The sequence below is a fragment of the Campylobacter concisus genome (assembly GCF_003048595.2).
Lineage (GTDB): Bacteria > Campylobacterota > Campylobacteria > Campylobacterales > Campylobacteraceae > Campylobacter_A > Campylobacter_A concisus_L.
In genome coordinates, this window is the sequence record NZ_CP049270.1 from 1,120,729 (window position 1) to 1,147,429 (window position 26,701).

The 26,701-nt window shown below is 38.8% G+C and carries 22 protein-coding genes; 10 read left to right on the forward strand and 12 right to left on the reverse strand.

From position 1 onward, the window contains the following. Window positions 1-2 precede the first annotated feature (2 nt). The 4 genes from rfbF to groES form a co-directional block, all read right to left on the reverse strand. The gene (rfbF, locus tag CVT15_RS05695; protein WP_087586607.1) at window positions 3-776 is read right to left on the reverse strand and encodes a glucose-1-phosphate cytidylyltransferase; all 774 of its coding nucleotides are present in this window, start codon (window positions 774-776) and stop codon (window positions 3-5) included. Window positions 777-800: 24 nt separating this feature from the next. Further along, window positions 801-2,195 (reverse strand): phosphomannomutase/phosphoglucomutase, encoded by a 1,395-nt coding sequence (locus CVT15_RS05700; RefSeq protein ID WP_107898186.1) that lies wholly within the window; start codon window positions 2,193-2,195, stop codon window positions 801-803. A 128-nt stretch (window positions 2,196-2,323) separates the two neighbouring features. Next, window positions 2,324-3,958 (reverse strand): chaperonin GroEL, encoded by a 1,635-nt coding sequence (gene groL / locus CVT15_RS05705; protein ID WP_002940160.1) that lies wholly within the window; start codon window positions 3,956-3,958, stop codon window positions 2,324-2,326. 17 nt (window positions 3,959-3,975) lie between these two features. Next, window positions 3,976-4,236 carry a co-chaperone GroES gene (gene groES / locus CVT15_RS05710; RefSeq protein WP_103576457.1) on the reverse strand — a complete coding sequence of 87 codons (261 nt, stop codon included), beginning with the start codon at window positions 4,234-4,236 and terminating at the stop codon, window positions 3,976-3,978. A 168-nt stretch (window positions 4,237-4,404) separates the two neighbouring features. Here groES and CVT15_RS05715 point away from each other — a divergent pair, with 168 nt between their 5' ends. Next, window positions 4,405-6,948, forward strand: a complete 2,544-nt coding sequence (locus CVT15_RS05715; RefSeq protein ID WP_103576456.1) for a tryptophanyl-tRNA synthetase — start codon at window positions 4,405-4,407, stop codon at window positions 6,946-6,948. Continuing rightward, window positions 6,949-7,935: an MFS transporter gene (locus tag CVT15_RS05720; protein WP_180998508.1), complete on the forward strand. Its 987-nt coding sequence runs from the start codon at window positions 6,949-6,951 to the stop codon at window positions 7,933-7,935. Here CVT15_RS05720 and CVT15_RS05725 read toward each other — a convergent pair. Further along, window positions 7,922-8,095, reverse strand: a complete 174-nt coding sequence (locus CVT15_RS05725) for a hypothetical protein (RefSeq protein ID WP_180998507.1) — start codon at window positions 8,093-8,095, stop codon at window positions 7,922-7,924. The genes CVT15_RS05720 and CVT15_RS05725 overlap by 14 nt on opposite strands. Before the next feature lie 574 nt (window positions 8,096-8,669). Here CVT15_RS05725 and CVT15_RS05730 point away from each other — a divergent pair. Then, window positions 8,670-9,560 (forward strand): hypothetical protein, encoded by an 891-nt coding sequence (locus CVT15_RS05730; protein WP_196373516.1) that lies wholly within the window; start codon window positions 8,670-8,672, stop codon window positions 9,558-9,560. 450 nt (window positions 9,561-10,010) lie between these two features. Here CVT15_RS05730 and uvrB read toward each other — a convergent pair whose 3' ends face one another. After that, window positions 10,011-11,987, reverse strand: coding sequence for an excinuclease ABC subunit UvrB (uvrB, locus tag CVT15_RS05735; protein ID WP_103576803.1), 1,977 nt, complete (start codon window positions 11,985-11,987; stop codon window positions 10,011-10,013). A gap of 125 nt (window positions 11,988-12,112) precedes the next feature. Between uvrB and CVT15_RS05740 the strand changes: the two genes are divergently transcribed. From CVT15_RS05740 to CVT15_RS05770, 7 genes are all read left to right on the forward strand, one after another. Then, entirely contained in the window at window positions 12,113-12,346 is a 234-nt protein-coding gene (locus CVT15_RS05740; RefSeq protein WP_087577934.1) for a cell division protein ZapB, read from the forward strand. 13 nt (window positions 12,347-12,359) lie between these two features. Further along, complete coding sequence (locus tag CVT15_RS05745; RefSeq protein ID WP_103576802.1) at window positions 12,360-12,596, forward strand: hypothetical protein; 237 nt, start codon at window positions 12,360-12,362, stop codon at window positions 12,594-12,596. After that, window positions 12,593-13,009, forward strand: a complete 417-nt coding sequence (locus tag CVT15_RS05750) for a type II secretion system protein (RefSeq protein ID WP_103576801.1) — start codon at window positions 12,593-12,595, stop codon at window positions 13,007-13,009. The genes CVT15_RS05745 and CVT15_RS05750 overlap by 4 nt, the downstream gene beginning before the upstream one ends. Further along, window positions 13,009-14,862 (forward strand): primosomal protein N', encoded by a 1,854-nt coding sequence (locus tag CVT15_RS05755; RefSeq protein ID WP_103576800.1) that lies wholly within the window; start codon window positions 13,009-13,011, stop codon window positions 14,860-14,862. Before CVT15_RS05750 ends, CVT15_RS05755 begins: the two co-directional genes overlap by 1 nt. Before the next feature lie 240 nt (window positions 14,863-15,102). Next, complete coding sequence (gene ispG, locus CVT15_RS05760; protein ID WP_103576799.1) at window positions 15,103-16,161, forward strand: flavodoxin-dependent (E)-4-hydroxy-3-methylbut-2-enyl-diphosphate synthase; 1,059 nt, start codon at window positions 15,103-15,105, stop codon at window positions 16,159-16,161. 10 nt (window positions 16,162-16,171) lie between these two features. Further along, a complete protein-coding gene (locus tag CVT15_RS05765) occupies window positions 16,172-17,584 on the forward strand; it encodes a replicative DNA helicase (RefSeq protein WP_072594392.1) in 1,413 nt (470 codons plus the stop codon). A 110-nt stretch (window positions 17,585-17,694) separates the two neighbouring features. Continuing rightward, window positions 17,695-18,858 carry a ComEC/Rec2 family competence protein gene (locus CVT15_RS05770; protein ID WP_230853906.1) on the forward strand — a complete coding sequence of 388 codons (1,164 nt, stop codon included), beginning with the start codon at window positions 17,695-17,697 and terminating at the stop codon, window positions 18,856-18,858. Here CVT15_RS05770 and CVT15_RS05775 read toward each other — a convergent pair. The 6 genes from CVT15_RS05775 to fliP are packed head-to-tail and all read right to left on the reverse strand — an operon-like array spanning window position 18,855 to window position 26,693. Continuing rightward, complete coding sequence (locus CVT15_RS05775; RefSeq protein WP_107898183.1) at window positions 18,855-19,718, reverse strand: EamA family transporter; 864 nt, start codon at window positions 19,716-19,718, stop codon at window positions 18,855-18,857. The two genes, CVT15_RS05770 and CVT15_RS05775, sit on opposite strands and share 4 nt — an antisense overlap. After that, complete coding sequence (locus CVT15_RS05780; protein ID WP_103576796.1) at window positions 19,711-20,946, reverse strand: TolC family protein; 1,236 nt, start codon at window positions 20,944-20,946, stop codon at window positions 19,711-19,713. The genes CVT15_RS05775 and CVT15_RS05780 overlap by 8 nt, the downstream gene beginning before the upstream one ends. Next, a complete protein-coding gene (locus tag CVT15_RS05785; RefSeq protein WP_103576795.1) occupies window positions 20,943-23,969 on the reverse strand; it encodes an efflux RND transporter permease subunit in 3,027 nt (1,008 codons plus the stop codon). Before CVT15_RS05785 ends, CVT15_RS05780 begins: the two co-directional genes overlap by 4 nt. Then, window positions 23,966-24,709 (reverse strand): efflux RND transporter periplasmic adaptor subunit, encoded by a 744-nt coding sequence (locus CVT15_RS05790; protein WP_103576794.1) that lies wholly within the window; start codon window positions 24,707-24,709, stop codon window positions 23,966-23,968. Before CVT15_RS05790 ends, CVT15_RS05785 begins: the two co-directional genes overlap by 4 nt. Beyond that, complete coding sequence (locus CVT15_RS05795) at window positions 24,706-25,971, reverse strand: TolC family protein (protein ID WP_103576793.1); 1,266 nt, start codon at window positions 25,969-25,971, stop codon at window positions 24,706-24,708. The genes CVT15_RS05790 and CVT15_RS05795 overlap by 4 nt, the downstream gene beginning before the upstream one ends. Then, window positions 25,971-26,693: a flagellar type III secretion system pore protein FliP gene (gene fliP / locus CVT15_RS05800; RefSeq protein ID WP_413784325.1), complete on the reverse strand. Its 723-nt coding sequence runs from the start codon at window positions 26,691-26,693 to the stop codon at window positions 25,971-25,973. The genes CVT15_RS05795 and fliP overlap by 1 nt, the downstream gene beginning before the upstream one ends. Window positions 26,694-26,701: the final 8 nt, after the last annotated feature.

Here is a 26,701-nt window from a genome sequence, read left to right on the forward strand (position 1 = left end):
TATTACCACGTTTTCCAAGGCGCTTTGCCGCTATCCCACATTTTTTCCAAAACCTGTTTATCTCTCAAGGCATCCATGGGTTTCCAAAAACCATTGTGTTTAAATGCACAAAGCTGCCTATCTTTGGCTAAATTTGAAAGCGGCTCCTTTTCAAAAATAGTTGCATCTCCATTAGTAATATAATCAAGTACCTTTGGTTCACATACAAAAAAACCCGCATTTATCCAATTCCCATCACCTTTTGGTTTTTCTAAAAATGATGTAATAATATTATCATTATTTATGTCTAATGCTCCAAATCTCCCATCAGGCTGGAATGCAGTCATTGTAGCCAATTTACCATGAGATTTATGAAATTCAACCAAATTTTTTATATTTATATCGCTCACGCCATCTCCGTAAGTTAGCATAAAAGTTTCACCACCTATATATTCCTTAGCTCTTTTTATTCTACCACCAGTCATTGTTTCTAATCCAGTATCAAGAAGCGTTATTTTCCAATTCTCACTAAAGTTATTGTGAATAGTCATATTATTCGTTTTTAGATCAATCGTAACATCACTTCTATGTAAAAAATAATTAGCAAAATACTCTTTTATGTAGTAACCCTTATAACCAAGCAAGATTACGAATTCATTAAATCCATACTGGCTATAAATTTTCATTATATGCCAAATTATTGGTCTACCGCCTATTTCAACCATAGGTTTTGGTCTAACAGATGTTTCCTCGGCAAGCCTAGTTCCAAAACCACCAGCTAATAATAATACTTTCATTAATTCTCCAAAAATAAATATTTTTTAATATATTACATCCATTAAAATCTTACTAATCTTGTTTTGTATTTTATTTAATACCTCTTCATTCTTAGCCTCAAATCTCGTGACGATAGTCGGCGTAGTATTCGAGGCTCGCACTAGCGCCCAGCTGCCGTCCTCAAATCTCACTCTAACGCCGTCTATGTCGATGATTTCGGCTATCTTACATAGGCCTGCTAGCAAATTTTGGGCATCGCCCTTCTCGTAAATTTCAACCAAAACCTCTTTTAGCTTTGCAACCAGCTTAAATTTTTGCGCGTCGGTCGTTTTTATTTTTATCTCGTCGGTGCTAAAGACCTTTGGCAGTTTATCAAGCTCGCCGTCTAGGTTAAAGCCCTTAGCCACAAGCTCTAGCGCACGAAACATCGCGTACGTCGCATCATCAAAGCCAAAATACCGCTCCTTAAAGAAAATATGCCCGCTCACCTCGGCCGCCATGTCGATATTTAGCTCTTTCATCGCCTTTTTGATGTTACTGTGGCCAGTCTTACCCATGAAGCTTTTACCGCCGTGCGCGTCGATCTCGTCGTACATATTTTGCGAGCATTTGACCTCGCCGAGAACTCGCGGAGTTTTCATCGCGAGGCTATATAGATAGGCTAGCTCGTCGCCTTTTATGTTGCGTTTTTTTGTTAGAACCGCGATACGGTCGCCGTCGCCGTCAAAGCCAAATCCTATGTCAAATTCACCCTTTAGCGCAGCTTTTAGATCGATTAAGTTTTTTTCTTCACTTGGATCTGGGTGATGATTTGGGAAGTTTCCGTCGGGCTGTGGATATAAAATTTTCGCATCCAAATTTAACGCCTCGCAAATTTCGGGCAACATCGCTCCAACCGCTCCGTTTGCGCAGTCAATGACGATTTTAAGCGGTAAGGCTTTTAAATGCGCAAACTGCTCTATAAAAAAATTTTTATAAGGAGTCGCGATATCAAATTTTTCAGCTCTCAAATCATCCGGGATTTGCGTTTTTGCCGCGATGTCGTCTAGCACGGCGACTTTTAACTTTTGCAAATCCTCGCCGAAGTAACTATCCTTAAAAATCGTGATTTTAAAACCGTTGTACTCTTTTGGATTATGAGAGCCGGTTATCATTACGTTTGCGTCAAATTTGTCCGTAAACACGCTAAAATATCCGACCGGCGTCGGTAGCAAACCGATATCGTAAACTTTGATCCCAACTAAATTTAACCCGCTAACCAGCCAGCCGAAAATCTCATTTGCGCTTAGCCTAGCGTCATATCCTACGCTAACGTTTTTTGCGCCTCGGCGTAGCATTTCTCGGCCCAAATTTAACCCGATCGCCTTGACGCTAGTTTCGTTTAAATCTTGCCCTAAAATCCCGCGTATATCGTATTCTCTAAAAATTTCTTCTATCATAAATTTATCTTTTTATTAAGTAATTCTGGAATTATAGATAAAAAAAATTAAATTTTTATTAATTCTAGTCGCTTTATAAATTTGAGATTTTAGAGATTTACCCGACGAAGAGTCGGGTAAATTCGGGTTTACATCATGCCGCCCATACCGCCCATTCCGCCCATGTCAGGCATTGCAGGCATTGCTTTTTCTTCTTTTATTTCACTGATAGTTGCCTCAGTCGTTAGTAGCAAGCTAGCCACACTAACAGCGTTTTGAAGCGCGACTCTCTCAACTTTAACTGGATCGATGATACCGGCTTCAAACATATTTACATATTCGCCAGTTGCAGCATTAAAGCCAAAATTTGCATCTTTGCTTGTCTCAACTGCATTTGCTACTACGCCTGCGTCAAAGCCAGCGTTCTCAGCGATTTGGCGAAGTGGAGCACGAAGCGCTCTTCTAACGATCTCAGCGCCGATTGCCTCATCACCTTGTAAATTTAGATTTACACTCTTTGAAGCAAGGATAAGAGCTGAACCGCCACCTACTACGATACCCTCTTCAACAGCTGCACGAGTAGCGCTTAGAGCGTCATCTACACGGTCTTTTTTCTCTTTCATCTCAGTTTCAGTCGCAGCACCTACTTTGATAACTGCCACGCCACCGCTTAGTTTTGCAAGACGCTCTTGAAGTTTTTCTTTGTCATAGTCACTTGTTGTCTCAGCGATTTGCGCTTTGATCTGAGTTATTCTAGCGTCGATCGCTGACTTCTCGCCCGCACCATTTACGATAGTTGTGTTATCTTTGTCTATAACTACGCTTGAAGCTTGTCCAAGGTCATTTATAGTAGCGCTCTCAAGTGTTCTACCTAGCTCTTCGCTAATGACTTCGCCACCTGTTAAGATAGCGATATCTTCAAGCATCGCTTTTCTTCTATCACCAAAGCCAGGAGCTTTTACGGCTGAGATGTTTAGCACGCCACGAAGCTTATTTACAACAAGCGTTGCAAGTGCCTCACCCTCGATATCTTCAGCAATGATTAGAAGTGGTTTTCCACTCTTTTGTACTTGCTCAAGCACTGGGAGTAGGTCTTTTAAATTTGTAATCTTCTTGTCAAATAGCAATATGAATGGATTGCTTAGCTCAACTTGCATCTTTTCAGGGTTTGTGATGAAGTATGGGCTTAGATATCCGCGGTCAAACTGCATACCCTCAACAACGCTTAGCTCGTCTTGGATAGACTTTGCCTCTTCTACTGTTATGACGCCATCTTTACCGACTTTTTCCATCGCATCAGCAATAAGCTTGCCGATACTCTCATCTGAGTTAGCAGAGATAGTAGCGATCTGAGCGATCTCTTTTGAGCCTGATACTTTTTTAGAGATATTTTTTAGTGCATCTATAAGAGCTGCTACTTCTTTATCCATGCCGCGTTTTACTTCTATAGGATTTGCGCCAGCAGTTACGTTTCTAAGGCCCTCTTTAAATATAGCGTGAGCTAGCACGGTTGCTGTTGTAGTGCCGTCACCTGCTTGGTCATTTGTCTTACTTGCTACTTCTCTAACTAGACTTGCACCCATGTTTTCGATAGTATCTTTTAGCTCAACCTCTTTAGCCACGCTAACGCCGTCTTTTGTGATGTTTGGCGCGCCAAAGCTCTTTTGGATAAGGACATTTCTGCCTCTTGGTCCCATTGTCACTTTTACAGCGTCATTTAGTTTTTTTACGCCCTCATATAGGCGGTTTCTTGCATCATCAGAATAAAAAATTTCTTTTGCCATTGTCTTTCCTTTTTTAATTATTTAATCACACCTAAAACATCATCAATGTTTAAAACAAGATGTGTTTTATCATCTAAATTTATCTCAGTACCACCGTATTTTGCAAATACAACTTTATCACCAACTTTTACGCCCTCTACTTCAGCACCGACTGCTTTTACCTCACCGCTTAAAGGTTTTTCTTTTGCGTTATCAGGTATAATAATGCCCGAAGCTGTGGTCTTTGTCTCCTCTACGCGTTCGACTAGAACACGCTTGCCTAATGGTTGAAAGTTCATTGTTCATCCTTTTGGTTTAATTGTCTTTTTTAGCACTCTTTATTTTTGAGTGATGAAATCCTAGCACTTTTTTCTAAAAAAGTCAATAATTTATAGTTAAATTTTATTAAAACTTTAGTCACTTGCACTAAAGCTTTATGATATATAAAACTAATATAAAGGAAATTTATGAAAAAAATAGCCTATTTAGTAGTGGCTTTGGTGCTGACAATCCTTTGCATTTTTGGCTTTATCTTTAGCTCTTTTGGTAATAAATTTATAGCAAGTAAAATAGAAAAAGAGGCACTTGCTCGCGGTATCGACGTCAAATTTAAAGATTTTAACCTTGGGCTTAGCACGCTAAATTTAGAAGCGACCGTGATGAATGTTATAAATTTAAAGGCAAATGGTGAGCTTTCACTGCTTGCTCAAAGTATGAATTTGAACATAGACATAAACGCCGAAAAGGCAAAGGCTAGCGAGCTTGGACTTAAACAAGATATCGCGCTTAAGGCAAACGCGATCGGTAAGTTTAGCAACTTCAAGCTAGTGGCAACTGGCACGGCACTTGGTTCAAACATAAATTTAAATGCAAATTTAAAAGACTATCTGCCAAAAGCTCTAAATATTGATGCTAAAAATATCGAGCTTTCTGAGATCTCAGCTCTTGTTAAAAAGCCAAATTTAGCTAGCGGCAAGCTTGATCTAACTAGCAATATGCAAGGGGTTGATGGGAAAAATGAGCCCATCATAAACGCTCAAATTTTAGCAAGCGATGCAGCGATAAATAAAGAAATTCTTAAAAACGAATTTGGGCTAAATTTAGCAAAAGATATAAACTTTAAAGGCGGCATAAATGCTAAATTTGCAAATGAAAAAGTAGTGGCAAAAACCCTTATCATTGCGCCTGAAGCCACCTTAAAAGCAAATGAGACGACCTATGATCTAATTAGTAAAAATTTAAAGAGCGACTTTTTTCTAAGTGTGCCTGATCTTGCCCTTTTTGGCAAGCTCTTAAATCAGCAGCTAAGTGGCGCTGTGGATGCAAATGGCGAAATTACAATGCAAGAAAATGCTCTTAAAAACCTAAAAGCTGAGATAAACGGCCTTGGTGGCAAGATAAATGCAAATTTTGATAATAAAAATTTAGTCCTAAATGCAGTAAATATCAAGCTAAAAGAGCTTTTAGCACTTGCCTTGCAGCCTAGCTACGCAGACGGGCAGATAAATTTAAACGCAAATTTTAGCGGCTTTGACGAGCTAAAAAAGCTTGCAGGCGAGGCTAAATTTGAGATAAAAAACGGCCTTATAAATAATGGTCTTACAAAGCTTAAAAACGCGGCGAAATTTGAGCTAAAAGGCGGCGCCACTGCAAAAGGCGAGCTTGTAAATTTTGACGCAAACGTGCTTAGCGACCTTGGCGAGCTAAAGGATGTAAAGGGCGTTTTTGACCTAAAAAACAGTCAAATTTTTAGCAAATTTGCCCTGCTCATTAGCGACCCTGAGAAATTTAAAGCGGTTAGCGGCTTTGAGGTGGGCTCAAAGATGGTGCTTGCGGGCGATGTGAAGGTTAAAGCAAGCAAGATAGATGAGCTAAATTTAGGCGGCGATGCCTTTACTGGCAAGCTAAACGCCACCATAAAAAATGAAAATCTTGATCTTAGCCTAAAAGAGGCGCAGTTAGGAGAGATATTAGCGCTTAGCGGCAACGATAGGCTGGCAAACGCTAGCACAAATATCGAGGCAAAAGGGCAAAATATCTTTAGTAAAAGTCCAAGCGTCGCTGCAACGATCGCTTTAAATGATGGCAAATTTAACGCCGCAGCGCTTAGCAAAATACTTGATAAAAAATTCCCTGAAAATGAGAAATTTAGTTCAAATTTGAGCCTAGACTACAAAGACGATGTAGCGAAATTTAGTGGCGACTTTCTTAGCTCGCTAGCTGATATAAAAGGCATAGATGGCAGCTTTGACACGGGCAAAAGCACGCTAAACCTAAAGCTTCAAGCGGTAGTTTCGGAGCTAAATAAGCTTGCATTTTTAGCTGGTCGCGAGCTTCACGGTAAGTTTGCAGTCCTTGTAACGGCAAATGGCAAAGTAGATGATCTAAGCGTAAAAGCCACTTCAGATGATCTATTTAAAGGCAAACTCGAGGCTAACTACAAAGGTGGAATGCTTGATGCGGCGCTAAAAAACTTTGAGGTCAAGGGCCTAACGCAGACTTTGGGGTTAGAGCATCTTTATGACGGCAACGGCGATGCTAAATTTGACTACGAGACAAAACAAAAGGTCGGCAAATTTGACATCTTGCTAAAAGAGGGTCACCTAGCCAGCACAAATCTCACAAACAATATAAAAACCTTCACCGGCAAGGACATCACAAAAGAGATTTACAAAGACGGCAAAATTTATGGCGATATAAAGGGTGATAAAGTCGTTTTTAATGTAGATTTAAGCTCACCAAAGAGCGATATAAAGGTCGCAAACGGCACTTATAACATCGAAACAAAAATGCTTAATGCACCGCTTGTTTACAGGCTCGAAAAGACCGATCTAAACGTGCAAATTTCAGGCACGACGGACAACCTAAAATACGACGTCAGATCGCAATATCTTGAGGGCAAGGTCAAAAAAGAGATAGGTAGATTTTTAGATAAAAAGCTTGGCAAAGATGATGAAAGAACAAACGGCGAAAAGCAAAATTTAAAGGGACTTTTAAAAGGGTTATTTTAGATGAAAAAGGCGGAAAATTTAAAGTACCTAATGGGGCTTGGGCACTTTTGTGGCGACATAAACCAAAGTGCGCTTGGCGCGATGCTGCCCTTTTTCATCGCAAGCTACCACTACGACTACGCAACAGCCGCCTCGCTCGTGACCGCCACAAATTTAGCAAGTTCGCTCATCCAACCACTTATCGGCCGCCTAAGCGACAAAAAAGAGCTACCATACGTCATCCCGCTTGGGCTGCTGCTTGCGGGCGGGAGCATGAGCCTAACTGGCTTTATCACAAACTACTACCTCATCTTAGTTTGCGTGATGATAAGCGGTATCGGCGCCGCGCTCTTTCACCCAAGCGCCGTAAGGATCGTAAACTACGCCTCAAACGCCAAAAATAGAGCCAAAAGCATAAGCATATTTTCTTTTGGTGGCAACCTTGGCTTTGTAGTTGGTCCCATTTTAGTTGCCGTTTTTGTGGGAAATTTTGGTCTAAAAGGGACGCTAATCTTCATCATACCTCAAATTTTTCTAACACTTTTGTACCTTAAAAAGGGCAAATTTATAAAAGCATTAGAGGGCAATCACAAAAAGCAAATTTCACAAACGACAAGCGCTTTAAAAGACGATTTGGGCGCATTTTTAAGGCTTTGTGTCTGTATATTTTCACGCTCCATCGTAGCCTTTGGTTTTACAGCATTTTTTAGCATATATCTCATCAAAATTTTTGGCATCAGCAAAGAGGTCGCAAATGTAAATTTAAGCCTGTTTTTCGCCGCAGGTGCGGTATCTACGCTATTTGGCGGAGCGCTAGCGGATAGATACGGTCTAGTTAGGCTCATCAAAATAAGCCTAAGTATCGCCGCACCGCTAGTAGTGCTAATGCTCTTTATCGACAACTACGCGCTGTTTTTTGCGGCCTCCATGTGCGTGAGTGCTTGCATCAGCCTTTTAGCCCTTCAATCGCCCTTGCGCAGCTTTATTTGCCAAATCAAATCGGCCTAGCCTCCGGCGTAACGCTTGGACTTAGTATCACAATCGGCGGTATATTTGCGACGGTCATCGGAAAGATCGCTGACATCTTTAGCCTAACGCACTCATTTTGCTTTATCGCCGCAGTATCGCTTATCTGCGCGATTTCTAGCTGCTTTTTAAGGCCAGTCACGAGATAAATAAATACCAAATTAAAATAAATTAACCTGATTTAAAATATTTAAATATTTTTTAGACTAATTACAATAAAATAACTAATTTAATTTAAGGAGTAAATTTGGAACCGTTGCAACAAGAAAAAAAATATATGTTAAAAAGCGCCAGAGAGTTGGGGATTGTATCTTGTATCGTGGTGATATTTAAGTATCTAGTTTTCGTTTCAGGACTTTACAAAACCCTTGATCGTGATTTCAGTCTTATCTTCAAAGCATGCTGCGACTCTATCAGTTGGCTACTTTTATTTTTTGCCATTTCATTGATATGCTCTGTTTATAATTCCTCAAAACTAAGAACATATTTTAAAATTTTTACTATTTTTATTTTGATACATGTGATTTTAACTCTTTTGACTTTTAAAATTGTTATGTATCTAGGAGAAATAAATTTTAACTATGATGATTTTATCTTTACGATATTGAATTAGCGACGAAGAGATTATGTATAATCATGACCTATTTAAACAGCTATTTATTTATCGTAGCTATCTACTGAGAGTATTATTCGTAACAGCATCACTATTTTTATTTATGTCTATCGCAAAATTAATAAAAATAACAAAAGAAAAAATGTTTTGGACTTATGCATTATTTGGCGCATCTCACATAGCAAGCTACTTTATTAAAATTGATCACAAAATTTATGATTATATTGATATTGGAGCTTTCTTTATTGCTTTAATCGCATGGTGGCGACTAAAGACACAAGCAAGTAGTGACGAAATTCAAGTAATTAGCGAAAATGGGATTTTAAATGTGACTACTATCAAATCTTCAAGCCAATTAGCCGCGAAAGCCTGCTTAGTTGGCCTTATCGCAACATTTTTTTACTATATATTTTTTGAATATTTGTTAGCACATCAAGAAAGAATGTCACTTCGACCAATAATATTTATAAAACCTCTTGTTTATGTGGTAGTATTAGCGGTTATTTACTCTGCCGTTAAGCAGATAGCACATACGTTAAATGAGATAAGACTACATACAAATTTCTTATTTTTCTCTATCCTTTTTGTGATATTTACAATAGCAAAAGCAACAACTGACTACATGTATATATATGCTTACGATTATAATTTTTTAAATATCTTTGGTACACACAATGCCTCAATTAAATCTTTAGTTTCTAGTGCCAATACAATCTTATACATTGGAGTATTTACTCATTTGTTAGCTACAGTATTTTTATTTTTATTTACAACAAGATTAGTGAGCGCAACTAAAAGTAGGCTATTTTGGATAAATTTTATATTGTTTGTGGTAAGTTCAGTCATACTTTTAGCACTACTATTTCCAGGTAAATCAGACTTTATAGGCCTTTTAACCAAAAACATAGACCTTTTTAATATAGTAGAGTTTTTCTTTTTACTAATTGCTTGGTATAGCGTGAAAAAAGACACAAGAGAGCAGGATAGATCATAAAACGGCATTTGGCGATAAATTTATAGTTTAAACAGCCAAAGACAAGATGATTTTTGTCTTTGGCTTTGCTATGAGGAGACGAGGCGAAATTTACGATACGAATGGGCTCAAAAGCGGTAATATTTTGTGATAGATTTAAATGTTGCGCAGTTAAAATTTGCACAGACTAGACACATAAAAATTTAAATTTTGGCTACTGAATCATCAAGGCAAAGTATCTTGCGATGATTTTAAATACTACGAAGAAATTTTCGACCGAAGATAAAGCAAATAAATTTAAGCCACCAAAATAAGAAATTTTTGTTTTGTTTGGTAATTTTTAAACCCCAAGATGCAGTATTTTTTTGCTAGACGAGGCAAAATTTTACGATACAAAGGAGCATACACATAGTATGTGACTGATGTAGAGTGAAATTTTAACGACGTATATCAGAAAAAGACAAAATCGCCTTAAAGTTTTCTCATCTTTGCTATTTCGTCACGTAATGCCGCCGCCTTCTCAAACTCAAGCTGCGCCGCCGCTTCAAGCATCTGCTTTCTTAGCTCTTTTACGATCGCAGCTCGCTCACTAGCTGGCATCTTCTCTAAATTTTTACCACGCTTGTAAATTTCACCATCATCTTCGACGTGCAAGCTCTCTTCGATATTTCTGCTGGCAGAGTGCGGCGTGATGCCGTGAGCTTTGTTGTACTCATCTTGAAATTTACGCCTAGCAGTCGTCGTATCGATCGCCTCTTTCATTGATTTTGTTATCTTTTTAGCAAACATTAGCACCTTGCCATTTACATTTCTAGCTGCACGCCCCATCGTCTGTATAAGGCTCGTTGTCGAGCGCAAAAAGCCCTCTTTATCGGCGTCCATTATGGCTATTAGGCTCACTTCGGGCAGGTCAAGCCCCTCACGGAGCAAATTTATGCCTATTAGCATGTCAAATTCGCCGCTTCTAAGCCCTCTAATGATCTCATTTCGCTCAATCGCGTCGATGTCTGAGTGCATATACTTGACCTTGACGCCAAGCTCGATGTAGTAGCGGCTTAGCTCCTCGGCCATCTTTTTAGTTAGCACCGTGACCAGCACACGCTCACCTCTAGCGATAACCGCCTTTGCCTCATCAAATAGTGCCTCAACCTGATTGTCACTATCTTTTATCTCAATGAGCGGATCTAGTAGTCCAGTAGGACGCAAAATTTGCTCATAGACGTGCCCCTGGCTTATACCAAGCTCGTACTCGTTTGGCGTGGCTGAGACAAAGAGAAATTTCGCCTTTTTGCTTATAAACTCGTCAAATTTAAGCGGCCTGTTATCAAGTGCTGAAGGCAAGCGAAATCCATACTCCACAAGCACCTCTTTGCGGCTCCTATCGCCTGCATACATGCCCCTAAACTGTGGCAAACTCACGTGACTCTCATCGACGATGACCAGATAGTTCTCGCCACTTATCTCAAAGTAGTCAAACATCGAGTACGGCGTCTCGCCAGCCTTTTGTCCAGTTAAATGACGAGCATAGTTTTCGATACCTTTACACATACCAGTGCTTGCCATCATCTCAAGGTCAAATTCAACTCTCTGCTTTAGTCTCTGCGCCTCAACTAGCTTGCCCTGCTCGTTAAACTCTTTCAAGCGCGCATCAAGCTCCTCCTCGATCTCTTTCATAGCGATCTTTAGCCTATCAGCGCCCACGATGAACTGGCTGGTGGCATAAAGAGTAAATTTAGAAATGTCTTTGAGTCTCTTGTTATCAAGCACGTCAAAATGATACATCGAGTCGATCTCATCACCGAAAAACTCGACCCTTAGCGCTTCGTCATTGTAGTAAGCTGGGTAGATATCGACCACATCGCCATTTACACGAAAGTCACCCCTGTCAAAGTAGTTGTCATTGCGCTTGTAGCCCATATCCACTAGCTTTTGCAGTAGCGCGCGCTGGTTGATTTTATCGCCGACGTTTAGGTATGCGACCATGCCTTGGTATTCGCTAGGATTACCTAAGCCGTAGTTTGCGGAGACTGAGGCCACGCAGACGACGTCATCAAAGCTTAGCAAACTAGCCGTCGCAGAGAGGCGTAGGCGCTCAAGCTCCTCATTTACTGAGCTATCCTTTTCAATATATAGGTCGCTTCTTGGGATGTAGGCCTCTGGCTGGTAGTAGTCGTAGTAGCTTATGAAGTACTCGACGTGGTTTTTTGGGAAAAAGCCCTTAAATTCGCTGTAAAGCTGTACAGCTAAGGATTTGTTATGCGTCATTATCAGAGTTGGCATATTTAGCTCACGTATTACGTTTGCCATGGTGAAAGTTTTGCCGGACCCTGTGACACCTAAAAGTGTTTGATATTTGTTACCTAATTTTACACTTTTTACTATCTCTTTTATCGCTCTTGCCTGGTCGCTACTTGGACTAAATTTAGATGAAATTTCAAATTTGTTCATTGACTGCCTTTAAATTTGCAAGAATCTTATAGCAAAGATAGTGCTTTGTCAAATGGGAATTTTAAAAAGAATTTAGCCTCTGCGTGTTAAAATGCAAGCCAAATTATTATTTTAAAGGAATCTTGATGTTTGAAGACAACGCTATCTTAACCACACTAACTGATAAAGTAAATGACCTAATCACAAAATATGATGAGCTTTGCAAAACAAACGAAGAATTGCGTAACGAGATCGTAACTTTAAAAGCACAAAATGAGGCAAAAAGCAATCAAATCATGCGTTTAGAAGAGGATCTTGACAAGAAAAATACCGAAGCCGACGATGTAATGAGAAAAATCGAAGCTGTCCTTGGCAGATAAGCTTGGCTAAAATATGAAAAAAATTACGCTCACGATATCATCTCGCGACTACACGATCACGCTTGATGATGATTTTGCTAAATTCTTTGAAGATGACTGGCAAAATTTAATGGGCGGACGCCAATTTATCGAGCCAAAAGAGCTTTTAAACGCCTTTATAGAAAAATGTTATGAAAATTATGCTGTGATAAAGACAGTAAAAAATTTAACTGGCAATATTGATGAGATATTAAAGCGAGAAGAGAGATGAAAAGACGAGCTTACACCTTGCTTGAGCTAATATTTATAGTAGTTATACTAGGTATTTTAAGCACAGTCGCTATACCTAGACTATTTTTTTCTAGAAGTGATGCTACCATCTCAAATGCCAAAACTCAACTTGCCGCTATAAGAAGTGGAATTTCACTAAAATACAATGACAATATCTTGCAGGCAAAGCCAGAATTTCCACAAAAACTAGACGATGGCGATCCAAGCAAACTCTTTAAAAATGTTATAAATATACCGATAAAAGATAGTGGCAGTAAAAATGGCTGGCACAGAATAAGCGATGACAAATACACATTTAGGCTAGATGGCAAAGTAGCAAATTTCAAATACGACAAAAATACTGGCGATTTTGGTTGCAGTGATGAAAATGAAATTTGCAAATCAATTCAGTAATGCATTATTATATACTCGCATTTTATGGGCTAAATTTAGCCCCACTCACTTATGAAAGTGATCAAAAACTAGAAAAATTTCAAGGCGTAAAGGCTTCTTTAAGAGGCAAAATTCTTACTGCCTTTGTCCTAAAAGAGACAAGCAAGCCAGAGTTTAAAACAAGTAAAATTTTAGAAATTCTACCGATTAATCTAACTTCAATGCAAAGCGAATTGGCAATATTTATCTCAAAATATTACACATGCGAGCTTGGCGTCAGCCTAAATTTATTTGAACCAAATGACACTATTACAGCAGATCAAATTTATGAAAATCAAAATTTTAATGTGGCACCCAAACTAAGCGAAAAACAGCAAGAGGCTTTGGAATTTTTAAATAAACGTAAAATTTCACTCATCTTTGGCGACACTGGAAGCGGAAAAAGCGAGATTTATATCGCTAAGATCAGAGAAATTTTAAACGCAGGCAGCCAAGCACTATTTTTGATGCCTGAAATTTCGCTTACACCACAGATGCAAAAGCGTCTTGAGGGCTTTTTTGGCGAGGCAGTAGCAGTCTGGCACTCAAAGATCACGCCAAAGAAAAAAGAGAAAATTTTACAAGATATAAAAAGTGGCAAAGTTAGGCTCGTTGCAGGTGCGAGGTCGGCTTTATTTTTGCCACTTGAGAGGCTAAAACTTATCATCATCGACGAAGAACACGACGATAGCTATAAAAATACAGGCTCAAAGCCACACTACAACGCAAGAGATCTCACCCTTTTTCTAACTGGTAAATTTGACCTGCAAGTGGTGCTTGGAAGTGCCACGCCAAGCCTTACTAGCTTTTACAAGCAGGAGCATTTTCGCTTAAAAGGGACATATTTTGATTCGCAAAAAAATTATATTTTTGATGAGAGCGAGACTGGAATTAGTGAAATTTTAAAAGATGAAATTTCAAAGACACTCGCAAATAAAAAGCAAGCTGTCATCTGCCTGCCAACAAGGGCAAATTTTAAATATCTAGTCTGCAAAAACTGCGGTGAGACGCTAAAGTGCCCTTTTTGCAGCATCGGTATGAGCTATTACAAAAAACAAAACATACTAAAGTGTCAATACTGCGAGCACAAAATGGCTGTGCCAAAGACCTGCCATCAGTGCGGCAGCGAGATGATAGAAGCCAAAAAGATCGGTACCAGCGAGCTACTTGAAAGGCTGCAAGCTGAGTTTGCAAACGCTAGGATCGCTAAATTTGACCGAGATGAGATCACTACGCAAAACAAGCTCGTAAAGGCCTTAAAAGAATTTAACGACGGTAAAATAGATATCTTGCTTGGCACGCAGATGCTAAGCAAAGGTCACGACTACCACAACGTCGAGCTTGCTGTCATTATGGGCTTTGACGAGCTTTTAAACTTTCCTGATTATAAAGCCAGAGAAAGAACGCTCGCTCTTGCTATGCAAGTAGCTGGCAGAGCTGGCAGAAACGGAGTTGGCAGGGTCATCATACAAAGCAAGCAAAGAGAATTTTTTGAGAGCTACATCAGTGATTATGACTCATTTTTAAAAGATGAGATAGATTATAGAAAAGAGCTTTATCCGCCATTTACTAGGCTTCTTCGCATTATCATCTCACATAAAGATGAACACATAGCAAAAAATACAATGAATGAATTTGTGCAAAGAATAGAACCTTTAAGAAGCGATGAACTTGAGATCATAGGATACGGAAAGTGCCAGATAGAGTATCTTGGAAGTAAATTTAGATATGAAATTTTACTTCGCTCAAACTCTCATATACCTCTTTTAAAAGCTGCAAACCTTTGCAAAAGCGAGCTTAGCGATATTGATATAGACCCGGTCAATTTTAGTTAAAAATGCTAGTCTAAAAACTATCCAACAAAGACATGGTAAATTTTAAAATAGATAATAGAGAAACCTAAGGCTTATGAAAGCATTATGAAATTTGATAAGTTGGCTATAAAGAGTAAGTAAAATTTTAGAAACTACATCCAATAAAAATACTAATTTTTATAAACTATTAAAAATAAATTTTCAAGCCTTTTAAAAGCCATTTTTCTTTATAATCCCCAATAAAAATTTAAAGGCAAAATTTTGCAACGATACCCGACAAAACAGATAAAAATTCGCGATGTTTTAATAGGCGGTGACGCACCGATCTCCGTGCAGTCGATGACATTTTCAAAGACAAAGGACGTAAAAGGAACGCTAGAGCAGATACAAAGGCTATATTTTGCAGGCTGTGACATCGTGCGCTGCGCAGTTTTTGACAAAGAGGACGCCAGCGCGCTAAAACAAATCGTCGCCGGCTCACCCATCCCAGTCGTTGCAGACATTCATTTTAACCACACCTACGCGCTTATAGTTAGCGAATTTGTCGATGCTATCCGCATAAATCCAGGCAACATCGGCTCAGCTAAGAATATAAAAGCAGTCGTTGATGCCTGCAAACAGCGAAATTTACCTATCCGCATAGGTGTAAATTCTGGCTCGCTTGAAAAGCAGTTTGAGGATCGCTATGGCCGCACAGTTGAGGCGATGGTGGAGAGTGCTATGTATAACATCAAGCTTCTTGAGGATTTTGACTTTACAGATATCAAAATTTCACTTAAATCAAGCGACGTTGAACGCACGATGCAAGCTTATAGAGCACTTCGTCCAAAGACAAACTACCCATTTCACCTTGGTGTAACAGAGGCAGGTACAACATTTCACGCGACTATCAAGTCCGCGATCGCACTTGGTGGGCTTTTACTTGAAGGTATCGGCGATACGATGAGAGTTAGCATTACAGGCGAGCTTGAAGAGGAGATCAAAGTCGCAAAGGCGATCTTAAAAGATAGTGGCCGCCAAAAAGAGGGACTAAATATCATCTCATGCCCAACTTGTGGGCGTTTGCAAGCTGATCTCATGGCAGCAGTAAAGCTCGTAGAAGAAAAAACAAAAGGTATAAAAGAGCCGCTAAACGTTTCAGTCATGGGCTGCGTGGTAAATGCGATCGGCGAGGCAAAGGGCGCAGATGTTGCCATAGCATTTGGAAAAGGCAATGGCATGATAATGCGTCACGGCGAAGTAGTCGCAAGGCTGCCTGAGAGCGAGCTTGTGGATAGATTTTTACAAGAGATCGATGACGAGATAAAAAGTAGAGACTAAAGGAAAAGTTGTGGCAAAGCAAAGAGTTAACGAGATAGAATTTACCAACCTTTACGACATTGATATGGAGCGAGCTATACTAAGCTCCATTTTGCAAAACAACGATATTTTAGGTGAAATTTTTGACATTGTTAAGGCAAAGGATTTTTATCTAAAAGGGCATTCGCAAATATATGATGCAATGGTAGCATGCCTAAATAGCGATGATCCCATAACTATGCCATTTTTAAAAAATAGACTTGGCGAAAAATACGACGAAGAGCTAATACTGGATATTTTGGGCACAAATTCCCTAATAGACATTCAAAAATATGCAAACGAACTAAGGGAAAAATCTATAAAACGAAGTCTTGTAAAGATCGCTCACAATATACCAAGCAAAGTAAATGAAGATAAGCCAAGCCGCGATATGGTCGATGATCTTAGCCAGGAATTTTACTCTTTGATAGAAGGTGGAAGCACTGGAGTTATAAAAGAAGGCAAAGAGATCATCATGAAAATGATGGATCATATTAATGCTCAAGCCTTGCTTGGCGAAAAAGATATTGTTGGACTTGATACTGGATTTAAGAAGCTAAATGAGATGATAAAGGGCTTTAAAAATGGTGACCTCATCATCGTTGCAGCTCGTCCTGGTATGGGAAAGACGACACTTTGTTTAAATTTTATGAGTCAGGTTCTAAAAAATAATGCTGGAGTTGTTTTCTTCTCGCTTGAGATGCCAGCTGAGCAGATAATGATGAGAATGCTAGCAAGCAAGACCTCTATCCCGCTTCAAGACATAATGACTGCAAAGATGGATGATGAAGCGTTGGCTAGATTTAGCGATGCTTGCGAGGAATTTGCGGCTAGCAAGCTTTTTGTGCATGATAGCGGCTATGTAAATATCCATCAAGTAAGAACACAAATGCGAAAACTAAAGGCTATGCATCCTGAAATTTCACTTTGTGTGATCGACTACATCGGTCTTATGATGAGTACAAATAACTACGCTGATCGTCACGTCCAAATAGCTGAAATTTCTCGTGGATTAAAGCTTTTGGCACGTGAGCTAGATATGCCAATCATCGCTCTTTCTCAGCTAAATAGAAGCCTAGAATCTCGCGCAAACAAACGCCCTATGCTAAGCGATCTAAGAGAGTCAGGTGCGATCGAGCAAGATGCTGATATTATTCTTTTTGTTTATAGAGATGAGTTTTATCTAGAACAAGAAGAAAAAGAGAAAGAAAAACGCGCAAGTGCCGAGGGCAAAGAGTACAAGAGCAATCACGTCTTTAATAAACTTCAAGAAAAGGCCGAGATCATAGTTGGCAAAAATAGAAATGGCGAAACTGGCTCAGTTGATGTGCTCTTTCAAAAGCAACACTCAAGGTTTGAAGATATGTCTGCAATGCCAGTATCTGATGTTTCATTTGAAGGCTGATGCGTTTTAAAGCTTTAAAAAATAAAGAAATTTTTACTATATTTTGTCTGTTTTGCCTTTGCGTTTTTTCTATAAATTTGGCTATTAGCTATCATAAATATCAAATTTTTATGGACAAAGGCGAACAAGAGCTAACAGCAACCGTGATTTCTAGCTACGAAAAGCTTGGAGATGACGGCAAGAAAAGGCAAATTTTAAAGCTTAGGACTGATGAGTTTTTATTTTATACGCTTGGAGCCAAAACAGATGACTTTAAAGCTGGAGACAATATATTTCTAAGCGTCATAAATTTAGACGTTAGTTTTAAAGACTATCTTGCTTCCTCCTTTTACATGCCTAGCTTTTCACGCGAAAAACTGCCACAAAAAGCCACGCTAAATATCAACCAAAAACTACAATCACTAATCTACACCCAGCATGAAAATAGTAAAATTTCACAGCTCTACTCGGCTCTATTTTTAGGCACAAGTATTGACGGCAAGCTAAGAGATGACGTCTCGCACCTTGGTATAGCGCATCTTATAGCCATAAGTGGCTATCATTTAGGTTTCATAAGTGCGGTTATATTTTTTGTATTTAGGCCGCTTTTAAAATTTTTATATGCGAGATTTTTACCTTTTAGAAACTACAACTTTGATCTAGCCATTGTCGTTTTTATAGTCTTGTCATTTTACTTTTTTATAATAGGCTTTATACCAAGCTTTTTGCGAGCATTTTTAATGAGCATTTTAGGATTTTATTGCATGTTAAAAGGCGTCAAAATTTTAAACTTCAAGACACTTTTTATAGTAGCGCTTGTTAGCTTGTCGCTCTTTCCGCAGCTACTTTTTAGCGTAGGTTTTTACTTTTCACTCATGGGCGTTTTTTACATATTTTTATATTTTAAACATCTAAAAGATAAATTTTCTCCCTTCATTCATCTTATACTTTTAAATTTATATGTTTGCTTTGCAATGGAAATTTGCGTGCTTTATTTCTTTCCACTCATTAGCTTACAGCAGCTTAGCGTCCTTGCTATCAACTACATCTTTAGCATTTTTTATCCATTAAGCGCCGCACTTCATATCGCTTCGTATGGCGACATTTTTGATGGATTGCTAAATAATGTTTTAAATTTTAGACTAAGCTCGACTAAAATTTTCGTGCCAGCCATTATTTTTATCTTTTATAATATCGCTTCACTTCTAGCTATAAAATTTAGATCAATATTCTACATTTTACCGCTGCTTGGGCTCTTGTGCTTTGCTATTGCTAGCTATAAAATTTACGCCTAAGCGATCTTCATACCATAAAATTTCATTATCTTGTTGTGAATTATCAAAGATATATACATTATAACAGCGCCTAAAATTAGCCTAGTTAAGTCTGTGTCCTTTTGCCAAAAGACTAAATTTACGATGATGGCAGCTGGAATGAGAGCATTATTCATGATAGCAAGCACGCCACTATCAACCTCGCAAGCACCTTTGTTCCACATAAAATACCCTAGCCCACTAGCGACCACACCAAGCCAGAGAAGCACTAAAATTTGAGTTGAAGTAAGTGAAAATTTGGCTGGATTGCCAAGAGTAAGAAGCGCAACTACAGCTACAAAAAATGCTCCAAAGTGAAAGTAGCCAAAGACATTTTTTTGATCCACGTCAAATTTTTCTAAAAGTGCCTTATAAGCACTCTGTCCTGTCCCAAAGCAGATATTTGCTGCTTGCACTAGCAAAAACCCCTTTAATACACCATCGTTTATAGCGCCGTATTTTATAACCAAAGCTCCAAAAACCGCAACGCCAACGCTAAATAGATAAAGTGGCCTAAATTTAAAGCTAAATGCGTCGTATATGAGCGTCACGTAAAACGGCGTAAAAATGGTAAAAAGTGCTACTTCTGGCACGCTTAGATACAAAAATGAATTGTAATAAAATAGATACATAAGCCCTATTTGCACCGCTCCGATCGCCATGATGCCAAATGCTAGCTTTGGGCTGATGCCACGAAATTTTGTAAATGGCAAAAAGACTAAGCTAGCAAGCGCAACCCGAATAAAAACAGCCAAATAACTATCAACCTTGCCAGCTAAAAACTCACCTATCAAACTAAAGCTAAACGCCCATAAAATGGTTACAAAGATCAGTTTATTCAATTATCACCTCATTTATTTTTCTTGCACATTCAAAAAAATACTCAAGCTTGTTTAGCTCAAGTAAATCGCCATCAAGTATGAAATTTGCCCTATCGCTAAAATTTTTCTCACTCACAAATAAAAATTCTTCATATTTTATCTCGCCATCAAGATAGCCATTTAACAAATCAACAAAATCACTATCAAGCTTATCTTGCTTCAAATCTTGCAAATTTAACTTTGCATTTAAGCCTTTGATCGTGCTTTCTAGCTCTTTTAGGCGAGTGATTATCCTATTTTCTTCATCGCTTAGATCAAGTGCCGCCTTTTGCTCTTCAATACGTTTAACTTGACTTTGCTTGCTAAGACTTAAGCTATCAGGCAGCTTCCACTCAAACTCTACTCTAGGCCTGTTCGCATCAGCGTAAGCACCTATCATCTGCGAAGTCGTCCTCTCACCTTTTTTAAAGCTATTATTATTCACACTTTGCGTATCTTTTAAGTAAATTTTTGGAGCAAATTTGCTCTTTTGCTTCTCATTTTCTTGCTCTTTTATAAATTTTTCTTGCTCCATTGCCCCAAGTTTTGCGCTTATATCATCTTTACTAAAATCAGGCATCATTATCTTTGAGCCAGCATTAAAGCCGATCTCGCCGTTTGAGAGCAAATTTATCCTTGAGTTTAGCTCGGCTAGCTTAAGCCCAAGCTCGTCAAGCTCAGCTCTTTTTTTATCAAGAGTAAAATTTATCGCATCAAACTCAGCTTTATTTATCTCACCATACTCAAACCAAAACTCATTTTCAGACGCAGCTTTTGCAAAACTATCAACAAATTTTGTCTCTAAATTTATAAGCGAATTTAGGGCAACAGCATTGAAATAGACCTTTGCGACCTGAAAAGCGGTTAAATTCATCAGCTCTTCATCTTTGTAAATTTTCTCCACGCCCTTGTGGTCTAAAATTTTATCAGCAGCCTCGCTCGCACCGCCGTCAAAGATAAGATATTCAACCTTTGCCGTGATCGAGCCTGCCTTTGTCATATATCCGCCCTTTAGCTCGTCAGGCACAAAGGTATATCTGCCATCAAGGGATAAATTTAGCTTTTTACTCTTATTTTTATTTATATATTCATTTTTATTAAATTCTTTCAAACTCTCAAGCTTCGCGCTTTGCGCCAGAGCGATGATCTCTAGTAAATTTCCAGCCCAAAGAGGCAAAGAAAAGAGCAAAACCGCCAAAATCTTCTTCAAATTCTCTCCCTTTCATAAAATTTTCTTATAAATTTATCAAGATTATAGACCCAAGCAAAAAGCACTGGCACGACAAGCAAGCTTAGCAAAGTCGAGCTAATGAGCCCAAAGATGATACTTATAGCCATAGGCGAGTTGGCTTCAAAGCCAGCACCCCTGCCAAGCGCAAGAGGCAGCATGGCAAATATCATCGCAAAAGTGGTCATCAAAACAGCCCTTAAGCGCTTTTTTGCAGCCATTTTCACAGCTTCGTTTGCCTCCATACCGCTATTTGCAAAGTGGTTTGCAAAATCAACCACCAAAATGGCGTTTTTGCCAACCATACCAAAGAGCAAGATGACGCCGACCATGACAAATAGACTAAATGGGTTGCCACTTATAAAAAGGCCTATCACGACGCCACAAAAGGCAAGCGGCATGGCAAGCATGATGAGAAATGGCAGCAAAAAGCTCTCATAAAGTGCAGCTAGCACCATATAAATAAGCACCGCACTAGCACTTACCGTAAAGATAAAAGAAGCGTTTGTATCATCCATCAGCTCAACAAATCCTAGAAATTTATACTTGAAATTTGCAGGCAAAATTTCATTAAGCTTCTTTGAAATTTCATTTGCCACGCTATTTAGCGGAGCGTTGTTTTTGGTATTTGCTAAAAATTTTATCTCATCAGCTCTATTAAACCTTGAAATACTAGCTGGCTTTTGCTCAAAACTAATCGTCGCTACATCGCCAAGTGTGACAAAAAAGCCCTCATTGCTTCTTATCTTGGTCTTTAAGATATCATTTGTATCGCTTCTAAATTTATCATCAAGACGCATGTAAAGCTCATACTCTTTGCCATTTTCGTTTTCAAAAACAGAGACCTCGTTCTGGCTAAAAGCGCTATAAACGGCGCTTGCAACGCTGGCTTTGTCTAAATTTAGCCTCTTTGCCTTATCTTCATCGATAGAAATTTGCACGCGTTTTAGCAGATCTTCTTCGGGCGAATTTACGTCCGTTGCGTCATTTATCTCTTTTAGCATCTTGCTGATCTTTGGTACAAATTTCTCTAGCTCTTTGCCATTTTCAGAGGTGATAGTAAGCTTTACTGGCTGCACATCGCCGCCTTCAACCACAGGCAGATCAGCCACGATGACGCTCATATCGTCACTTTTTAGCTTGTCGCGAAACCTCTGCATGATGGCGTTTTGTCGCTCATTGCTGGCTCTATCTTTTAGCTCTTTTAGCCTAACGTAAGCTTTTACAAGGTAAGGCTGCTTGGCGTCTGTGTAGCCAAGGATGAAGTAGGCGTAAGCGACCTGAGGATCAGCATTTATGAGTGAAATTTTATCTTTTAGCCTCTCTTTGCTAGCTTGCAGGCTAAGTGAGGGATCAAGCTTAAAGTAGATGTTAAACTCCGAGTTATCCTCGCTTGGCATGAAGTCGCCGCCTACAAATTTAGCCAAAGCAAATGAGCAAACAACGACCGCAAGCGTTATAGCTAAAAATATGAGCTTAAATTTAAGCGCTAAAGCTAAAATTTTCTCATAGAAATTTTCAAGCGCCTCAAAAAAGGGCTCGCTCTTTAGAAAAAAGCCGCTTTCTTTGGCATCTACAAACCTAGCACTAAGCGTTGGCACGAGAAAGATACTCACAAAAAACGAGATGACGATGCCAGCTGCCACGCTCATCGCAAATGAGTTAAAATACTTGCCAACGATGCCACTCATAAAGGCTATTGGCACAAAGACGCAAAGCAACACGAGCGAGATCGCAAAGACGCTAAATGCTATCTCTTTTATGCCTGCAAAGCTTGCTTTTAGGGCATTTGGCTCATCTTTTAGCTTGCTAGCGATATTTTCAGTGACAACTATCGCGTCGTCGATGAAAATTCCGATGCCAAGCGTTAGCGCTATGAGGCTTAGGCGGTTTATGTCGTAGCCTAGGGCATTTATAATGAAAAATGTCGCCACGATACTAGTTGGTATCGCTACGACTGAGATGATGGTGATCGAGAAATTTCTTAAAAACAGATATACGATCACGATGGTTAGCAAGATACCAAGGATCATATCAAAGGCGGTTTGATCGATGTGCTTTTGTATCACTTCGCTCTTATCATAAGCTATTTTTACGTCGTATTCGCTGCCAAGCAGGCTTTTAAACTGATCTAGCTTTGACTTAGCTAGAGCGATCACGGTTAGAGCGTTTGCATCTGGAGCTAGCTCAAGACCAAGTAAAACGCCACTTTTTTTATCCATTATCGCTGCTTCGTTTGCGTCTTTGTAAGCAAGATCAACGCTTGCGATATCTTTTAAAAAGACCCCTTGCTTGATCGTTAAATTTCTTATCTCATCTATACTTTTGGCGCTGAAATTTGACTTGATCGCCATTTGAATTTGCTCATTTTCTATCTTGCCAAGTGGCGCTTTTAGATTTTCAACCTTTATCAAATTTGCCACTTCATTTGCGCTAAGCGCGTTTTTATCAAGCTTAAATCTATCTAGTAAAATTTTCGCCGCTGGCTCTAAAAAGCCATTTGTCTTGACTTTTGAAACGCCGCTAATGCGCTCCAAAAACGGCTTTGCCACGTCATCAATCTCTTGCATTATCTTAGTTTCATTACCATCAAGCCTTGTGATAAAGAGGCTAAAGACAGATGATGAGAGCCCATTTAGCTTTTCTATCTCGTAGTTTGCATTTAGACGTGCCTTTTGCATCTTGTCACGGACGTCGTTTGTAGCGCTCTCTAGATCTTTGTTTAGCTCAAATTCGATGCTTACCACGCTTAGGTTGTCAAAGCTAGTTGAGTAAAGCTTTTTTATCCCCTCGATGCTTGAGACCTCGTCCTCGATCTTTTGCGTGATCTTTGTCTTGATGTAGTTCATATCGCCATTTGCGTAGGTCGTGATCTTAACGATTGGGATATTTACTTGCGGGTATAAATTTACGTTCATTGTCTTTAGCGAGTAGATGCCAAAGACAACGAGGCTTAAAAATATCATAAGCGTAGTTATTGGGCGGTTGATGGCTGTTTTTATCATTTATTTTCGCCGATTATCACTTTTCCTTGACCAAACATGCCTGGCTTTAGCCCGCTATCATAAGCCTGGGCGTAAAATTTCCTAGTATCTCGCTTAATTTCTGGGTAAATTAGCGCGATTTTTACCTCTTTTTCCTCGCTTGCTGCGTCAAGTTTAAATTTAAATGTATCGCCAACTTTTACTAAATTTGCGTATTTTTCATCGATTGCTATTAAAATTTTAACCTCATTTGAATTTAAAACAAAAGCTGGACTAAGCGGCGAAACACCCTCTCCAAGCTCAATGTTTTTACTAGCGATAACACCATCAAAAGGAGCTTTTAAAACAGCTTTTTTAAGGCGATCTTGCGCATTTAAAATAGCGATTTGTGCACTTTGAACCCGAAGTATTGCTTCGTCAAATTTATACTTTACCTCATCAAATTCTTGCTTTGAAGTGACGTCCCTTACTTGAGTAAATTTGTTTAAAGTATTTTTTGCAAATTCACTAGCATTTTTTGCCAGCTCAAGATCATTTTTTGCCTTTTTTAGAGCGATTTCTAAGCTACTTTGATCAAGAATAGCTAAAGCGTCACCCTTTTTAACATGACTTGAAACATCTACAAAAATTTTATCCACCTTGCCACTGCTTTCAAATGCAAGCTTTGAGCTTTGCTTAGCATAGACTTCAAAATCAGCAAAAATTTCTTCACTAGCAAATGAAAAAATACCAAATATCATCAAAATTATCAGCTTTTTCAATCTCTAATCCTCTCTAAAATCGGCTCACCATTTTCAAAAAAGAACTCTGCTTTTTTGATCTCAAGCTCATCCTTTGCACTCTCAAAAAGGCTAATGGCATCAAATTTCTGAGAGAGCGCCTCAAGCAGGTCGCTATATCCCAAAAGACCAGAGTTATACTTTTCATAGCTAGCTTTTAATGCCAAGTCACTTGCTCTTACATATTCATTTAGTGAAGCGATTTTTGAAGTAAGCACCACGATTTCACTTTGCAAATTTTTAAGCCTTGTCTCATTTTCACGCTTTTTATACTCCACATTTAGCCTTGCCTCATCAAGCGCGATCTTTTGGGCCTGACTCATCTTGCTAGTAGCAAAAAAATCAAAAATTTTCCATTTAAAAGCGATACCAAATTTATTGCCATGAGTATCTTCTTTTAAGTATTTATCCACGTATGAGCGGTAAGAACTAAACCTGCCTAGATTAATATCGTAATTATTTTTATAAAATCCATATGTGTCATAAAGCAAAATTTGAGGCAAAAAACCAGCCTTTGCCTCGCCAAGCTTGGCCTCGCCTAAAAATATATCTTGGCTTAGTCTATCAAGCTCGGCATTTTTTGAAGCTAAATTTGAGCTAATATCAGCCATCTTTGCTCCAGCTACTGGCAAAATTTTCTCACCAGTTAGCAAATTTATCTCATTTAAGATTTGCTCCATTTTGTTTTTGTATTCAAGTTGCGTGCTATTAGCTAAGTAATATTTAGCCCTCACATTTTCAAGCTCATCTTTTGCGGCAAGGCCTGCAATGTTTGTCTTTTCAAGCTTGTCTAGAACGCCTTTTAAAAAATTTGCCTGAGCATTTTTAGCGGCTATTATATTTTCAAGTGCCAAGGCATTAAAATATAAATTTACAGCCTTAAGTGCAAGATAGTTTTTGGCTTCATCACTAGCGATCATGGCTTTGTTTTTTAAAAGCTGGCTCATCTTTAGCCTAGCCTCTCTAGCCCCGCCATCATAAAGCAGAAAATCAATTCTAGCCAGCACACCGGCTGACTCTTTAGCGACTACACTTGGAAAAGTGCTTGCATTTTTGCCGTATGAGCCCTCTAGGCTAAGGCTTGGCATATATGAGCTTAATGTGGCTTCATCGCTTAATTTTGCTCTTTTTAACTCAAGCTCTTTGATCTTTGAAATTTCATTTTGCATTGCCTTGTTTGCGATCATGCTTAAATTTGAACCAAGCAAAAATATCGGCAAAAAAATGAATAAAAATTTTTTCATTAGTGAAAGCTTTTTACTAAATTTCCTATTAGTAAATTCCAGCCATCAACTAGCACAAAGATGAGCAGTTTAAATGGTAGTGAGATCATTACAGGAGGAAGCATCATCATACCCATAGCCATCAGCACTGAGCTTACGACCATGTCAATGACTAGAAATGGCAAATAGAGCAAAAATGCTATCTCAAAAGATGTCTTTAGCTCACTTATCATGAAAGCCGACATTGCAATACTTAGCGGTATCTCTTCAATATTTGCTGGATTTTGTAAATTTCTAATCCTAAAGAAAAGCGCAAGGTCTTTTTCTCTTGTATTTTTTACCATAAATTCTTTAAATGGCTTTAAGCTCTTATCAAGCATCTCTTCATAGCCTATTTGCTCAGCTATATAAGGCTTTATGCCATCATTATAGCTTCTTTGCCCAACTGGCTCCATAATAAAAAATGTAAGAACCATCGCAAGCGAGATAAGCACTGTTGAAGGAGGCACTTGTTGCGTACCCATCGCTTGGCGTAAAAATGAAAATACGATAACAAGCCTTAAAAAACTTGTCATCATAAAAATAAGCGAAGGAGCGAGTGCAAGTGCGGTGAGGATTAGTAAAACATTTAAAGAATTTACAAGTTGCTCGGCATTTGTTGGAGAATTTAGACTTAAATTTATAGTTGGTAGCGCAGGATCAGCCCCAAAAACCGTGCAAAGTAAAACCGCTAAAGCAAGCAGTGCTTTCA